Below are 15,053 nucleotides of genomic sequence, written 5' to 3' on the forward strand. Positions count from 1 at the left end.
ACCCGGCATCAGTCACGCGTCGAAGCGCCGCCCTCACCACCGCCTGGTTCGATGTCCAGTCGCTTCAATCGCGAAGCCAGCGTGGTGGGCTTCAAACCCAGCAACTCTGCCGCCCCACCCTTGCCGAAGAGTTTCCCCCTGGTCGCTTCAAGAGCGGCGCGCATGTTTCTGCGCTCCAGCTCCCGCACTTGCGCGTCCGTTAAAACGACAGGGGTTGCGGACGACTCCATCACAGGCTGGATCTTGGGTTGACCCGGTTCATCGGGCAGGTCAAGGGCGAGGTCGGCGCCACGAGAGGTGATCAGTGCGCGCTCAATGACATTCTGCAGTTCACGAATATTTCCAGGCCATGAATAGTGCTGCAGGCGGTCAATATCGCTATTGCGAAGGCGGCGGCCGGGCATGTTCAAGCGCTTGGCTGTCTGTTTGAGAAAATGCGCAGCGAGCGGCGCAATGTCCATCGGGCGTTCGCGAAGCGCGGGTGACTGAATTGGAAACACGTTCAACCGGAAGTACAGGTCCTCGCGGAAACGCTTGCCAGCCACTTCTTGCCGCAGGTCGCGGTTGGTCGCAGCGATGATGCGCACATCGACCTTGCGCGTACGCTCCTCGCCCACACGTTCGAACTGCCCTTCCTGCAGTACACGCAGCAACTTGCTTTGCAGATCCAGCGGGATCTCGCCAACCTCATCGAGAAATAATGTCCCGCCATCGGCCAGTTCGAAGCGTCCGACCCTGTCACGTATGGCGCCGGTAAACGCACCCCGAATGTGACCAAAAAACTCGCTCTCGAACAGCTCGGCAGGGATCGCCGCACAGTTGACCCTGATCAGCGGATTTGCGCTGCGTCGGCTGGCCTGGTGAATGGCCCGGGCAATGAGTTCCTTGCCCGTACCGGACTCGCCATTGATCAGCACGCTGGCGTCCGTGGGCGCCACGACATCCACTTGTTTGATGATCTTAAGGATGGGCTCGCTCTGCCCCACTATCTCCCGAAAATTGTGTTCCGTATGGATTTCTTCCTGCAGGTAGGCGTTTTGCTCCTCCAGTCGATGCTTCAGCACTTTGAGCTCTTCAAGGGCGCTCTGAAGCTGGCGCTCGGTATTGCGGCGCTCGGTGATATCGCGAAACACCACGACCGCTCCCGCGATCCGGCCATCGGTGATCACAGGTGTGCTGGTGAATTCCACAGGGAAGGACGTTCCATCCCTTCGCCAGAAAACTTCCTGGCGTCCCTCATGGACGACGCCGTCCCGCACGGCCTTGTAGATGGGGCAATCTTCAACCGGGTAGTGGCTGCCGTCGGCATGGGTGTGGTGGTGAATCCGGTGAATGTTCTTGCCGATCATGTCCTGAGGCTCCCATCCCAGCATCCGGGCGCCTGCCGGGTTGACGAAAGTGGCCAGTCCATCCGGGTTGATGCTGTAGATCCCATCGCCCACGGCACTGAGTAAAAGCTGGTTATCGCGTTCGCTTTCCTGGAACAGGTTAAGAATATTGCGCCACTCTATAAGCCCGCCGCGCATCGTGCGTTCGGTATGCGCCTGATCACGCTGATACTTTTCCTGGCTGACCTCTCGCATCACGAGGATCAGTTGCGGGCTGCCTTTGACCTGCAGAATTGTGGCTGACAATGCCAGTTCGATCCGTTCGCCGGTCTTGCAGTTGCAACTCAGGTCTTCGCTCCAGCCGTGCCCTTTGTCCATTACTGCCTGGGTGAACACGATGAGGTCGGCCAACTGATGCCCGAACAGCTTGCTCACCGGCAGTTTCAAAAGTTCCTGCCGGGGGTATCCCAGCAGTTTGCAGGCGGCGATGTTCAGATCGCCAAATCGATCGGCGACCGGATCGAGCAAGGCGATGGCTTCAGCGCAATGCTCAAACACCATGTGTCGAGACGAATAGGCCAGGTCGGCCCAACCGTTGAGAGAATCTGGCTCGCTCATTACGATATCTCGTGTTTTTTGGCTACGAATATTCGTATTACTACGGGAATACGTGGCGCGGCGAAAGCATCAGAAAGCGTCCAAAAAAGCGTTTCAGATCCAATAACCGTTCAGATTCAAACAGTTGGATGCCTTGCGGCAGCCACATTAATTTCTGGCACGTGATTCGCTCTTGTACTCATGCACTCAGCCGCCTTCGGCCGCTGACAAAACATGACTCACTGGAGAAGACGATATGCCAACCGTGGACATTGCTCATTACCAAGACGGCGACTTTCTGGTCAATTACGAAGAGAAAGTCTTCGAGGACGTAAAGGCCGAACCCGGCGAGAAAGTGCTGATCACGTTCCACACCATCGCCTTCGAAGGCTCCATTGGCCTGGTCAATATGCTGCAAGCCAAGCGCCTGCTGCGTAAAGGGTTTGAAACCAAAATCCTGCTGTACGGCCCTGGTGTCCAATTGGGCGTGCAGCGCGGTTTTCCTACCTTGGGTGCCGAAGCGTTCCCCGGACACCTGGCGGTCAACAACCAGCTGAAAGCGTTCATGTCCGAAGGCGGCGAAGTCTATGCCTGCCGCTTTGCCCTGCAGGCACTCTACGGTCAGACCGAGAAAGCCCTCATCGAAGGCATCCGCCCGATCAACCCGCTGGATGTCATGGATCTGCGGCTTCTGATGCGTCGCGAAGGCGCGATGATCATTGATACCTGGACAGCGTAAGTCGGCAACCGCTGATTACGCAGGAGCCCTGACCGTCGAGGCCGCCGAGTTGCTGCCGGGTCATTTCCCGGCCTCACCAAGGCGGCTGACGCGCCTCGCCCCTTGACCGCTCTTGGTTTCAAACGACAGGAAATCGAAACATGCCAACAATCCGTGCTGCCGCCGTTCAGTTCAGCCCTGTGTTGTATTCACGCGAAGCCACAGTCGCAAAACTGTGCAACACGCTGCTCGACCTGGGCCGTGATGGTGTGCAGTTCGCAGTGTTTCCTGAAACCGTGGTGCCTTATTACCCTTATTTCTCATTCGTCCAGCCACCTTTCGCCATGGGCAGACAGCACCTGAAACTGCTGGAAGAATCTGTGACGGTTCCCTCTGACGTGACCCGGCAGATCGGCGAAGCCTGCCGCGAAGCCGGAATCGTAGCCTGCATCGGCATAAATGAACGCGATGGGGGAACGATTTATAACGCACAACTGCTTTTTGATTCCGACGGCTCGCTGATCCAGCATCGCCGCAAGATCACGCCGACTTACCACGAGCGCATGGTGTGGGGGCAAGGTGATGGATCTGGCCTGAAAGCCACCGACAGCGCCGTCGGCCGGATCGGCGCGCTGGCGTGCTGGGAACACTATAACCCTCTCGCTCGCTACGCCTTGATGGCTGACGGCGAACAGATCCATGCCGCCATGTTCCCAGGCTCGCTGGTCGGGCAGATCTTTGCCGAGCAAATGGAAGTCACCATCCGCCATCACGCGCTGGAAAGCGGCTGTTTCGTGGTCAACGCCACCGCGTGGCTGGATGCCGGGCAACAGACACAGATCATGATGGACACGGGCTGTGCGCTGGAGCCGATATCGGGCGGCTGCTTCACCGCAATCATCTCTCCGGAAGGCAGGGTGCTTGGTCAACGTACAGAAGGCGAAGGCACAGTCATCGCCGACCTCGACTTTGCCCTGATCGACAAACGCAAACGAATGATGGACTCGGTCGGACATTACAGCCGGCCCGAACTGCTGAGCCTGTTGATCGACCGTCGCGCGACCGCTCATGTGCATGACCTGCACGGATCATTCGAGGAGGCCTCACATGAATGACTTGATCGCACACAAGCCTGCCGGGATGCCTGCTCATAAAGCCAACGACGTGGGCTTGATACCGGTCAGGAACCTCAATGCAGACCTTCTCGCCGAGCTGCAATGCCATGGCGTGCGCTGGGAAGGCGCGGACGGTCTGTCTCGCAAAGGCGGTGCCGGGCCATCCGACCACAAGGCGCTGAGTCTGGGTGAGCACACCGCGATGGTGCCAATGCTTAACCATGCTTCGCTTGACTCGCCCTACTCTGCGCGTCCAGGCGCAGACGGCGCTCAGGCACTGATTTTTCGCGAGGGTCTGCAGGTCGGTAAGGTTGAGCTGCCCGGCGTACCCAGGTTCTATGGACTGAACACCGAGGACGGCACTCCTTATTGGAAAATCGCTACCTTGCACAGCAAGGACGTACTGGCCACCACGATCCTGCAGCATTGCATCCGCATGAACGATACAGCTACGTCCTGTCAGTTCTGCGCCATCAGCCAGTCGCTTGCCAACGGCAAAACCATCGCCCGCAAGCGTCCGGCACAGCTGGCCGAAGTGGCGAAGGCTGCGGTTGAACTGGACAACGTCAAGCACATGGTGATGACCACCGGCACCCCTCAGACCAGTGACCGGGGAGCAGCCGTACTGTGTGAATCTGCAACGGCAGTGACAGCCACAGTTGACCTGCCCATCCAGGCGCAATGTGAACCCCCGGATGACGACGCATGGTTCCAGCGACTCAGGGACAGCGGCGTGGTCTCGCTGGGCATGCACCTTGAAGCCGTCACCGATGCGGTCCGTCAACGCATCATGCCCGGCAAGGCGCAAGTGCCGCTGGAGCGCTACTTCAGCGCCTTCGATGCAGCAGTTCAGGTGTTCGGCCGGGGCCAGGTCAGCACTTATATTCTGGCCGGGCTCGGCGACAGCGAAGACGCTATTGCGCAGATGAGCGAGCGCCTGGCGAGTGTCGGCGTGTATCCGTTCGTCGTGCCCTTCGTGCCCATCGATGGAACCCCGCTCGCCCGTCACCCCAAGCCGGACAATGGATTCATGCAACGGCTCTACCCCCGTATCGGGGCGAGTCTGCGCCGGCATGGCTTGCACTCGGACAACATCAACGCGGGCTGCGCCAAATGTGGCGCGTGCTCAGCACTGAAACACCACGAGTAACGGAGCGGGAGCGCACGCCATGGCCGAACATGCCTTTGCTTTGATCGACGGAACCTTCAAAGACTTTCTCGCCGGTGACATGCTGGTCAAACCGGCTGATGAGGCTTGGGAGCGACGGCATTATTACGCACTGCGCCGAGCCGTGTTTTCCGAAGAGCAGCAGCTGCTTGCGCAAGATAAAGACGAAAACGACTTCAAAGCGCTGCCGATCGTGGCAGTGGCTCACCACTGTGGCATGCCCGAACGCGTCATCGGCGCAGTACGTATTTACGAAGAGACGCCAGGGGTCTGGTACGGAGGGCGACTGTGTGTTGATCGTCAATACCGCCGCTATGGAATGATCGGCAAAGCGCTGGTCAACGAGGCCGTGTCCAAGGCACTTGACCTGGGCTGTCATACCTTTCTGGCAACAGTGCAACACGCCAACGAGGACTACTTCCAGGGTCTGCACTGGGAAACGCTCAAGGAGATGAGCCTGCTCGGCCAGCCACATTGCCTCATGCAGGCACGGCTTGAACACTATCCGTTCATGGCCCGCCAGACTGCGCTTTTAGGTAGAACGGTGAACCGCAATGGCTAACGCGTGTGCGACCGAGTCTGCATTGAAAGCCTTGCTCGCCGAACTTCGGGACACGCCCGCAATGCGCTCGAAAATGGCGATACAGACGCCGGCCGGCAGTTGCTCTGCAGTGGCCCCTACACGAGAGAGTGTGTACGCACTGCCGGGTGATGACACGGCCGCCATTCGGTGCGGTGATCAGTATCAGCTACTGGCAATCGAGGGGATGATTCCAGCGTTCGTCGAACAGGCCCCCTGGTTTGCAGGATGGTCCGCCGTAATGGCCAACGTGAGCGACATTACCGCGATGGGCGGACGTGCCACTGCTGTCGTGAATGCTTACTGGCACCATGACGAGAAGGCCGCCGATCAGGTCATGGCGGGTATCCAGGCGGCCTGTGCGGCCTACGGTCTGATCCTGGCGGGAGGCCACACCAGTCAGGCGCCCGGTAACCCCGCAGCGTTGGCAGTTGCAGTGACAGGCTGGGCCCGCGCCCTGCTATCGACCTTGCACGTTGCGCCTGGACAGATCATTGCCATGGCCGTTGACCTCGATGGCGAGTGGCACGGTGACGCGCCCTACTGGAAAGCGTTCGAGAATGACACGCCCGAGCGCTTGCGAGCAAAGCTTGAGGTTATCCCACGGCTAGCCGAGGCCGGACTGCTGACGGCAGCCAAAGATGTCAGCAACGCCGGGATTCTGGGCACCTTGCTCATGTTGCTTGAGCCCACGGCCTGCGGTGCGGCGATTGATCTGTCCGCCGTTCCCCGACCCGCCGACGCGCCATTTGCGCGCTGGCTGCAAGCATTTCCCAGCTATGGATTTCTGCTGACGCTGGACCCCAAGGACTTATCCACGGTCAAGGCTGCCTTCGCTCATGAAGGCCTGCACTGCGCCTGCATCGGCGAGACCGACGACAGCGCGCGCCTGCAGGTCAACCATGGCTCGGAAAGCGAAGTGTTCTGGGATCTGGCGCGACAGCCTTTCACCGGTTTCAGTTACCCCCGGTTACGCCACCTTTTCGACGTCAAGGAGCATTGACATGCCCGCAGTCAACATTCGTTTGCGCTGGCCGGATGGCCAGGAAAGCAACGTGTATTCGCCGTCTACCGTGATTCATCAACATCTGACTCAAGGCGATTCCTATACCCTGCCCGATTTTTTGCAGCGCGCCGATGCGGGCCTGAATGCAGCCTCCGAGCGGGTCAAGGCCGTCAAAGGTTTCTACTGCAGTTCTGCGATGGACAGCCTGAGCGGGATTCGCATGATGGCGCGCAGATTCACGACCGCCGAGGCGCAGGTGACAGTTCTGGAAGTCAAGGAACAGGGCAGCGGGAAAGTCCATTACTCCGGATTTGGCGACATCTGACCACTCCCCCATCAAAAGGAACACGCAAATGACTCACTACAGCACAATTGTCGTCGGTGGGGGCCAGGCCGGGTTATCGGCCAGCTACTACCTGCAGCAGCACGACATTGATCATGTTGTGCTGGAAAAGCACAGCCTGACTCACACCTGGCGCAATCAGCGCTGGGATGCCTTTTGCCTGGTGACGCCCAACTGGCAATGTGATCTTCCCGGCTATCCGTATGCCGGCAATGATCCGCACGGATTCATGAAAAAAGACGAGATCATTGCATATCTGGATGGCTTTATTGCCAGGGTCAATGCCCCCGTGCGGGAGGGCTGCGCAGTGCTCCATATGACCACCAGACCTGAAGGCGGTTATCGCCTGACAACGACGCTTGGCGAATTCACGGCAGATCAGGTCATCGTCGCAAGCGGCGGCTACCACACTCCGATTATCCCGCGATTGGCCGAGCGTCTGCCGACCGGGATGACTCAGCTCCATTCGGAGCAATACCGCAGTCCCCAGGCCCTGCCCGCAGGAGCGGTACTGGTGGTGGGATCCGGGCAATCGGGTGCACAGATCGCCGAGGACCTGCACCTGGCCGGTCGCAAGGTATTTCTGGCAGTCGGCGATGCGCCGCGGTGCGCGCGCTTTCACCGCGGCCGGGATGTCGTCGACTGGTTGGCGGACATGGGTTACTACGACATCGGCGTCGATGCTCATCCGCTGCGTGAAGGTGTGCGTGATAACACCAACCACTACGTGACCGGACGGGACGGAGGCCGCGATATCGATTTGCGCCGCTTTGCTACTGAGGGCATGCGACTGTTTGGTCGTCTTAACAGCCTGGACGGCACACGCCTGCAATTTGCAGCCGACCTTGCTGCAAACCTCGACGCTGCCGATGCTGTTTACAACCGCATCAACGCCAGCATCGACAAATACATTGCCGAACACGACATCGACGCACCCGCCGGTGTGCCTTATGCCCCGCTATGGACGCCGGAGGGCGAGACCACCGAACTGGACCTGTCGCACAGCGACATTACCAGCATCATCTGGTGCATTGGCTTTCAGCCGGATTTCAGCTGGGTCGATGTACCGGTGTTCAATGGTCGCTCCTACCCAGGCCATACGCGCGGTATTACAGCGCAGAAAGGCCTGTATTTCCTCGGCTTGCCATGGCTGCACACTTGGGGATCGGGAAGGTTCTCCGGCATCTCGCGTGACGCGCGTCATGTCGTAGAGAAGGTCTCTTCTGTACGCACCACCGAGTAATCATGAGCCGGGCGGCAATCCGACGAGGACGAATTGCCAGCACTGCAAAACTCGAGACCGGCAACCGATCAACGCAAGGTAAATTGCCCCAGCGTGGTGTTTAAACCATTGGCCAACTCTGCCAGCGACTGGCTGGCACTTCCGGTCTGCCCGGTGCGGACCGCCGAGTGTGCGGACAGGTCGCGAATGCGCACCAGATTGCGGTCCACTTCACGTGCAACCTCTGCCTGTTGCTCCGACGCGGTGGCGATCATGGTGTTGCGTTCGTCGATAACCGCGACTGACTTCGCAATCAACGCCAGCGCCGCGTTGGCCGACTCGGCCTGCTGCCGGGTCTTTTGCGCCTGTTCGGTGCTGACCTCAAGGGCCGTCAATGTACTTTGAGTACCCTGCTGAATATGCCCGATCATGGTTTCGATCTCGCGGGTCGATTCGCTGGTGCGATGCGCCAGCGCACGTACTTCATCGGCGACCACGGCAAAACCGCGCCCTGCATCCCCGGCGCGAGCAGCCTCGATAGCGGCGTTGAGCGCCAGCAGGTTGGTCTGCTCCGACACCGCGCGAATGACGTCCAGCACCTTGGTGATGTCCAGCGTTCGAGTGGCCAGCGATTTTGCTTCGTGAGACGCTGTGCCGACATTCTGAGTGAGTTCAAGAATCGATTTGACGGTGTGATCGAGTTCGTCCTGACCCTGGCGCGCCGACGCTGAAGATGCCTTGGACTCCTGCGACGTGGCCACGGCATTGCGTGCCACCTCATCAACAGCCTGACTCATCTCGGTCACTGCCGTTGCGGCCATTTCGATTTCGCTGTTCTGCGCCACCAGATCATTGTTGCTGTCGACGATCAACGCGTTCATTTCTTCGGTCGCCGAGGCCAATTGATTCGCAGCGTCGCCCACGTGGGTCAATGTCTTGCTCAGGCTGAGGCGCATCTGCTCCATCGATTGCAGCAAAAGCGCGGCCTCATCGGTACCTGCGCGGTCTACGCCGGTAGGTCGCAGATCACCTGAGGCAATGGTTTCCGAGGTCAACAGTGCCTGACTGATGGGCACTGAAAGGCTGCGCGACAGGCGCCAGGCAAGCAGGACGGTGAGCAGTACCGCCAGCAGCATCACCGCCAGGGTGATGGAGAAAGCGCTGCCGTAAACGCTGGTGGCACTGGCGCTCGACTCCTCTTCCGAGGCGTCATTGAGCTTTTCCAGCTTGCCGACCAGCGCTTCCATGCTGTCGGCGATGGTTTTCATCTCGACCCAGGCCAGCTTCTGCCCCGCATCCACCTGATTGTCCTTGACCAACTGGTATACCCGCTCTGCTCCCTCGGCATAGGACTGATACCCAGCGCCGAGCTGATTGATCAAAGCCCGCTCGTCCTCGGAGGTGATCAACGGCGTATACGCCTGAATCGCCTTCTGAAAACCGGCCTTTTTTTCCAGCAGTTCCGCGTGCACCTGTTCGACCTGCTGATCCGTGTGCGTCGACAGCAGTTTCATCGCCGTGGTGCGGGTTTTCTCAAACGCCAGCGCGATGTCATCGCCCAGTGCAATGCCTGGCAGCGAGTCATTTTCGATCTCCAGAGACTGTTCACGAATGCTGCGTAGCTGTTGAAGGCTGAAAACCCCGAGCCCGATGACGAGGACCACCATCAGCGTAAAGCAAACGGCCGTCCTGACTGCGATTTTCAGCTGTCTCAGCATTTCCAACCCTCTTCCTCAATGCGGTGACCATATTGCCACCATCATTTGTATCGGCAGATGTCTGAAAAGCATAACCGGGCAAACTTTCATGTTGGCCACTGCGACAGGAGGCCCATCCGGGAAAAGCCTTGTGGTAGGGTTCGCGCTGCCTAATAACCCCGGATTTGAGCGGTCCCCGTCACGTTGCAAGACCCTTGTAGCAGGTGACGAGGACCGGTCTGCATTGCTGGAGACTCAATCATGAAACGTTACTGCGCTGCATTCATTGCCCTGTCACTGCCCGCCTTCGCTTTCGCAGGCGATGCCCTTCGCGACCAGCCTTCCATCATCAAAGCCTTGAACACCGGCGAGTCGGTGTCGGTAGTGATCGATCTCGGACAGTGCACTTCATCGATCAAGGGCGCGGAGCCGTCAAAGACCCAAGGCGGTAAACGTATCGATGCCTATCGCATTACCCCCGATGGCATGCTGGCGTTCTCGGACACGCACTTCACGCTCGATCGGGATAACAAGCCTATCGAGCAGTTCATTCGGTACCGCGTGAAACCCGACGGCAAAGCCGATTTCAGCATGACCACGCTCAGTGTTCCTGGCTACCAGCAGACCGGACAGGCCGTGAGTTACGACTGCGCGGTTGGCAAGGGTTTGAGCTTCTTCACCGCGAAGTAGGCTTGTTGCGTCCGAGGCAGGCTCTGTGCGGGCCTGCCGAAGGCTTTATGACTCACGCACCGACCTGCGAGTCAGCCGTTCGTCCAGCTGAAGTCCTTGAGCGTTGTTCGAAGACGCCTGCCGCCTCGAAATCCGCTGAACCTTTCTCCGGTCGGCTTCGTCCCAGCCTTATCAAGCAGCCTGCTTAATGGCCTGGAGCGACCGATGCTGATTTACCCCAAGACCCGTTTCAAACCCTATACCAACGCCAGCGGCGGCTGGGGGTCGGCGAAGTCGGTGGCGCAGATTCTCTGGCGGGAGAAAGCGCTGACCAAGCCAGCCGTTGCGCTGTTGAAACAGAACAAGCCCGATGGTTTTGCCTGCGTCAGTTGTGCGTGGGCCAAGCCCGGCCACCCGCGCGCACTGGAGTTCTGTGAAAACGGTGCCAAGGCGACTGCCTGGGAGCTGACGTCGCTGAAAACCGACCCGGCGTTTTTTGCCGGGCACACGCTCAGCGAGTTGCGCGGCTGGGCCGACTACGATCTGGAGCAACACGGCAGGCTCACCCATCCCCTGCGCTACGACCCCAAAAGTGACCGGTACCTGGAAACATCCTGGGAAGAGGCCTACCGGGAGATCGGCGCACAGCTCAAGAGCATGGAGCCTGACAGCGTGGTGTTTTACGCCTCAGGGCGCGCTTCGCTGGAAACGTCGTTCATGTACCAGTTGTTCGCCCGCGCCTATGGCACCAACAACCTGCCCGACAGTTCCAACATGTGCCACGAAAGCACCTCCGTTGGTTTGCAGGAAAGCATCGGCGTGCCTGTCGGCACTGTGACGCTGGACGATTTCGAGCACACCGACTGCCTGTTTTTCTTCGGCCAGAATGTCGGAAGCAACAGCCCGCGCATGCTTCATCAATTGCAGGAGGCGCGCCAGCGAGACGTGCCGATCATCACCTTCAATCCGCTGCGCGAGCGCGGGCTGGAGCGCTTCGTCAATCCGCAATCGCCCGGCGAAATGCTGATCCCCGGCTCGACCGTTATCAGCACGCAATATCATCAAGTGGCTACCGGTGGTGACACGGCCGCCATGACCGGTATCGCCAAGGCCTTGCTGGAAATGGAAGATAAAGCCACCGCCAACGGTACGCCGCCCGTGCTGGACCACGCATTCATCGCCAGCCATACCCAAGGCTTCGACGCCTTCACAGACTATGTCCGCCACAGCACCTGGTCGGAACTGGAGCGCCAGAGCGGCCTGACACGAGGGGCGCTGGAAGCCGCTGCGAATGTTTATGCCCGCAGTCAGCGCGTCATGTTTGTCTATGGAATGGGCCTCACCCAGCACCGGCGTGGTGTGACCAACGTACAGATGCTGGTGAACCTGATGCTGATGCGCGGCAATATCGGCAAGCCGGGAGCCGGTATCTGCCCGGTGCGTGGCCACTCCAACGTGCAGGGCCAGCGGACCGTCGGCATCACCGAAGACCCGAAAAAAGTCCCTGCAGAACTGATAGAGCAGCACTTCGGCTTCAAGGTCCCCGAACAGAAAGGCATGGCGACGGTGGACGCCTGCGAAGGCATCCTCGAGGGTCGTGTAAAAGGTTTTATCGGCCTGGGCGGTAATTTCCTGCGGGCCATCCCCGACACCTCGCGCATGGAGCCCGCCTGGCAACGACTGCAGTTGAATGTCCAGATCGCGACCAAACTCAATCGCACGCATCTGGTGCCAGCGCACAACACCTGGTTGCTGCCTTGCCTGGGCCGAATCGAAATCGACCGGCAAAACGGCGTCGAACAAACCTACACCACCGAAGACAGCACCGGCTGCATACATGGCTGGAAAGGCAGCGCCCAGCCGGTAGGCCCTGCTGTCCGAGCGGAGGCAAGCATTGTCGCCGGGCTTGCTGCCGCCACAGTGCCCGATGGCTGTTTGATTGACTGGCAAGCCTGGAGCGACGATTACACGAAAATCAGAACAGCCATCGGCAGCATCTATCCGGAAATCTTTCACGACATGGAAACCCGCATGGCCGAACCCGGTGGTTTTCATCGTCCGCTCGCCGCCGCGCAGCGCAAATGGAACACCGAAAGTGGCAAGGCACAGTTCGTCACACCTGCCACGCTGGTCGAAAACGACGACATCGCGCTTCCTGAATCCACTCGCGACGTGCTGCAACTGATGACGCTGCGCAGCAACGACCAGTTCAACACCACCATCTACGGCTACGACGATCGTTTTCGAGGTGTGAGCGGGACCCGCGAGGTGATTTTCATGCATTGCAATGACATCGAGCGGCTGGGCTTCAAGGTCGGTGAGCGCGTCCTGCTGACGACTGCCGTGGAGCCCGAGGTGAAGCGTCAGGTCGGGCCGTTCGAAATCATCGCCTACGACATTCCGGAAGGGTGCGCTGGCGCTTATTACCCGGAATGCAACGCACTGATCCCGATCTGGCACCATGCCGAGCGCAGCAAGGTGCCAGCGGCGAAATCGGTCCCGGTGCGGCTGACTTCGATCAACGCGTAATTCAAGCGAGGGATTGCGCGCAGCCGGTCATGATCGGAACGCCTCGGCCTTGAGTCCGTAGCGTTCCATCTTGTTGTACAGACCGCCGCGCGAGACCTTCAGCCGCTGGGCAGCCTGACGAATGTTGCCTCGCGTTTCCTCAAGGGCGGCAGCGATTGCGTTCATCTCATGAGCGCCAAGGTCAGGCGTTGTCCGAATCTCGGACACGATCCCCGGCGCCAGTGGACGCAAACCTTGCCGGATTTCAAGCGGCAGGTCACTGAGCTGAACACGCTCATTCGTAGCGAGATTGGTCGCGCGCTCGATGATATTTTCCAGTTCGCGCACATTGCCCGGCCAGTGGTAGCCGCACAGGGTATCCAATGCTTCCTGCGAAAAATCGCGCACGGGTTTGCGCAGCGAGCGGGCACAGCGAACGAGAAAGTGGCGCGCCAGCAAGGGCACGTCCTCGCGCCGCATACGCAAGGGAGGTACGGTCAGGTTCAGCACGTTGAGACGGTAATAGAGGTCTTCACGAAAGGCTCCGTCAGCCACCGCCTGACTCAGATTGCGATGAGTCGCCGCGATGATCCGCACGTTCACCCGTTGCGATTTCTTCGCCCCGACACGGGTCACTTCGCCTTCCTGCAGAACCCGCAGCAGACTGACTTGAGCATCGAACGACATGTCTCCGATTTCATCGAGAAAGATTGTCCCGCCGTCAGCCAGTTCGAACTTCCCTGCGGCGCCCCCGCGAGCCGAGCCGGTGAAGGCACCGTCTGTGTGACCAAACAGTTCGCTCTGTACCAGATCCCGCGGAATGGCTCCGCAGTTGACCGCCACAAAAGGACCGCCGCACCGTTCACTGGCGTTATGGATCGCCTGGGCGAACAACTCCTTGCCGGTACCGCTCTCGCCCAGGATCAGTGTCGTGGAATCACTACGACTGGCGATCCGGCCCAAGTGCAGCGCGTCCTGTATCGCGCGTGAACTGCCCTGGATAGTGTCGAAGGTGTAGCTGGCCTGGCTGCCGATGATCTTGTGGGTGATGTCCCGAATCCGTCTTTTCTCGCGCAACGAAACAATCAGGCCACCCTGCTCCAGCGGGCAGATCGAAACCAGACACGCCAGATGACTGCGGTCATGCAACTCGAAGGTGCAATCCATATCACGCACCCCTTCCCCGCCACGCTGCAGGATTGCATCGGTGAGCTCGCTCTGACCGAGCTGCTGAAAAGGACTGCCCAGCACCTCAAGCCCGACGCGAAACAACTGTCGGGCGTAACGATTGAGTGCTTTTATGCAGCCTTGCCCGTTCAACACCACCAAGCCCTCATTGAGCACCTCAAGCACCGCCTGCTGTTCTTCCAGCAGCGCCTGCAAGGCCATCTGCCGCGACACCGCCTCGGCTGCGGCCTGAACGGTGCCGAGCGTATGGAAATGAAACCAGCCCGGCTCTGCGGTCAGGGTCAACATCGCCAGCGTACGCCCCTCGGCGTCTCTGATGGGGGCAGCGGCGCAGTGCATGCCCCGTTGTCGCAGGCCTGAACCGAAGTTCTCCTCGGCCAGCACATAGACCAGTCGATCTTCGGCAAGCGCCAGGCCGGTGCAGTTGGTGCCCTGTACCGACTCCAGCAATATGCTGCCCACCGGCGTGAGATCCAGCCCGCAGAAATACAGGGTCGTGCCATGTGCGTCGGTCAGGTTGATATGACCTCTGGGGTTATAAGCCAGCAAGCCGCCCATGACCTGAGCCGCTGCGGCGATCAATACACGATTTGTCGCCAACGCCGTATTCAACTCGCCGGGCGTGACGAAACGGTATTCGCCATCGGCCGGATCGATATCGGCTTTAACGCTGCGTAACCACGAATCCCAGATGACCTGCCTGATTCCGGCAGGCCGCTCGGTGCATCCCTCTAAGCAGGCTTTCCAGGCGTTCTTCAGCGCCTCGCTCGGCCCGGCGTTCATTGAGGCCGGACCGAGTGCAGTGAGGTAATCGCGGTCCTCCGCACTGAGAATCATCGGCTGTGGGCTCATTGCTCATCTCGCTATGTTCATATATTTGACATGTCAGTTTAGACATGTCTTTTAAATACACA

12 protein-coding genes and 1 pseudogene are annotated in these 15,053 nt (G+C 59.4%); 9 read left to right on the plus strand and 4 right to left on the minus strand.

Annotated features, from left to right (window positions below; translation table 11 throughout):
* Nucleotides 1–8: 8 nt before the first annotated feature.
* Complete coding sequence (locus tag CFBP1590_RS14280; RefSeq protein ID WP_088235319.1) at nt 9–1,946, minus strand: sigma 54-interacting transcriptional regulator; 1,938 nt, start codon at nt 1,944–1,946, stop codon at nt 9–11.
* Between the two features lie 235 nt (nt 1,947–2,181).
* On the opposite strand from CFBP1590_RS14280, the gene CFBP1590_RS14285 reads away from it, so the two are divergent.
* From CFBP1590_RS14285 to CFBP1590_RS14315, 7 genes are all read left to right on the plus strand, one after another.
* Nucleotides 2,182–2,664 carry an MSMEG_0572/Sll0783 family nitrogen starvation response protein gene (locus CFBP1590_RS14285; protein WP_004879505.1) on the plus strand — a complete coding sequence of 161 codons (483 nt, stop codon included), beginning with the start codon at nt 2,182–2,184 and terminating at the stop codon, nt 2,662–2,664.
* A 140-nt stretch (nt 2,665–2,804) separates the two neighbouring features.
* A complete protein-coding gene (locus CFBP1590_RS14290; RefSeq protein ID WP_029242182.1) occupies nt 2,805–3,758 on the plus strand; it encodes a Nit6803 family nitrilase in 954 nt (317 codons plus the stop codon).
* 25 nt (nt 3,759–3,783) lie between these two features.
* The gene (locus tag CFBP1590_RS14295; RefSeq protein ID WP_058432780.1) at nt 3,784–4,908 is read left to right on the plus strand and encodes an MSMEG_0568 family radical SAM protein; all 1,125 of its coding nucleotides are present in this window, start codon (nt 3,784–3,786) and stop codon (nt 4,906–4,908) included.
* 19 nt (nt 4,909–4,927) lie between these two features.
* Nucleotides 4,928–5,488, plus strand: coding sequence for an MSMEG_0567/Sll0786 family nitrogen starvation N-acetyltransferase (locus tag CFBP1590_RS14300; protein ID WP_029242184.1), 561 nt, complete (start codon nt 4,928–4,930; stop codon nt 5,486–5,488).
* Complete coding sequence (locus tag CFBP1590_RS14305) at nt 5,481–6,509, plus strand: sll0787 family AIR synthase-like protein (RefSeq protein WP_029242185.1); 1,029 nt, start codon at nt 5,481–5,483, stop codon at nt 6,507–6,509. Before CFBP1590_RS14300 ends, CFBP1590_RS14305 begins: the two co-directional genes overlap by 8 nt.
* A 1-nt stretch (nt 6,510) precedes the next feature.
* Complete coding sequence (locus CFBP1590_RS14310; protein ID WP_029242186.1) at nt 6,511–6,837, plus strand: MSMEG_0570 family nitrogen starvation response protein; 327 nt, start codon at nt 6,511–6,513, stop codon at nt 6,835–6,837.
* 28 nt (nt 6,838–6,865) lie between these two features.
* Nucleotides 6,866–8,098: an MSMEG_0569 family flavin-dependent oxidoreductase gene (locus CFBP1590_RS14315; RefSeq protein WP_050575374.1), complete on the plus strand. Its 1,233-nt coding sequence runs from the start codon at nt 6,866–6,868 to the stop codon at nt 8,096–8,098.
* Between the two features lie 68 nt (nt 8,099–8,166).
* Here CFBP1590_RS14315 and CFBP1590_RS14320 read toward each other — a convergent pair whose 3' ends face one another.
* Nucleotides 8,167–9,324: a methyl-accepting chemotaxis protein gene (locus tag CFBP1590_RS14320; RefSeq protein WP_371306673.1), complete on the minus strand. Its 1,158-nt coding sequence runs from the start codon at nt 9,322–9,324 to the stop codon at nt 8,167–8,169.
* A pseudogene (locus CFBP1590_RS28520) lies at nt 9,316–9,795 on the minus strand (MCP four helix bundle domain-containing protein); the annotation flags it as partial. The gene CFBP1590_RS14320 and the pseudogene CFBP1590_RS28520, both read right to left, overlap by 9 nt.
* Nucleotides 9,796–10,035: 240 nt before the next feature.
* On the opposite strand from CFBP1590_RS28520, the gene CFBP1590_RS14325 reads away from it, so the two are divergent.
* Together CFBP1590_RS14325 and CFBP1590_RS14330 are read left to right on the plus strand one after the other, a co-directional pair.
* Nucleotides 10,036–10,464, plus strand: a complete 429-nt coding sequence (locus CFBP1590_RS14325) for a VirK family protein (protein ID WP_004879519.1) — start codon at nt 10,036–10,038, stop codon at nt 10,462–10,464.
* 204 nt (nt 10,465–10,668) lie between these two features.
* Complete coding sequence (locus tag CFBP1590_RS14330; RefSeq protein WP_088235320.1) at nt 10,669–12,972, plus strand: FdhF/YdeP family oxidoreductase; 2,304 nt, start codon at nt 10,669–10,671, stop codon at nt 12,970–12,972.
* Between the two features lie 27 nt (nt 12,973–12,999).
* On the opposite strand, the gene CFBP1590_RS14335 is transcribed toward CFBP1590_RS14330, so the two are convergent.
* Complete coding sequence (locus tag CFBP1590_RS14335) at nt 13,000–14,991, minus strand: sigma-54 interaction domain-containing protein (protein WP_088235321.1); 1,992 nt, start codon at nt 14,989–14,991, stop codon at nt 13,000–13,002.
* Between the last annotated feature and the right edge of the window lie 62 nt (nt 14,992–15,053).

Origin of the sequence: Pseudomonas viridiflava (genome assembly GCF_900184295.1) — a bacterium.
Lineage (GTDB): Bacteria > Pseudomonadota > Gammaproteobacteria > Pseudomonadales > Pseudomonadaceae > Aquipseudomonas > Aquipseudomonas viridiflava.

Coding starts and splice junctions, on each gene's coding strand:
- CFBP1590_RS14280 (WP_088235319.1), bottom strand. CDS start 1,946: ATGAGCGAGCCAGATTCTCTCAACGGTTGGGCCGACCTGGCCTATTCG.
- CFBP1590_RS14285 (WP_004879505.1), top strand. CDS start 2,182: ATGCCAACCGTGGACATTGCTCATTACCAAGACGGCGACTTTCTGGTC.
- CFBP1590_RS14290 (WP_029242182.1), top strand. CDS start 2,805: ATGCCAACAATCCGTGCTGCCGCCGTTCAGTTCAGCCCTGTGTTGTAT.
- CFBP1590_RS14295 (WP_058432780.1), top strand. CDS start 3,784: ATGCCTGCTCATAAAGCCAACGACGTGGGCTTGATACCGGTCAGGAAC.
- CFBP1590_RS14300 (WP_029242184.1), top strand. CDS start 4,928: ATGGCCGAACATGCCTTTGCTTTGATCGACGGAACCTTCAAAGACTTT.
- CFBP1590_RS14305 (WP_029242185.1), top strand. CDS start 5,481: ATGGCTAACGCGTGTGCGACCGAGTCTGCATTGAAAGCCTTGCTCGCC.
- CFBP1590_RS14310 (WP_029242186.1), top strand. CDS start 6,511: ATGCCCGCAGTCAACATTCGTTTGCGCTGGCCGGATGGCCAGGAAAGC.
- CFBP1590_RS14315 (WP_050575374.1), top strand. CDS start 6,866: ATGACTCACTACAGCACAATTGTCGTCGGTGGGGGCCAGGCCGGGTTA.
- CFBP1590_RS14320 (WP_371306673.1), bottom strand. CDS start 9,324: ATGGAAGCGCTGGTCGGCAAGCTGGAAAAGCTCAATGACGCCTCGGAA.
- CFBP1590_RS14325 (WP_004879519.1), top strand. CDS start 10,036: ATGAAACGTTACTGCGCTGCATTCATTGCCCTGTCACTGCCCGCCTTC.
- CFBP1590_RS14330 (WP_088235320.1), top strand. CDS start 10,669: ATGCTGATTTACCCCAAGACCCGTTTCAAACCCTATACCAACGCCAGC.
- CFBP1590_RS14335 (WP_088235321.1), bottom strand. CDS start 14,991: ATGAGCCCACAGCCGATGATTCTCAGTGCGGAGGACCGCGATTACCTC.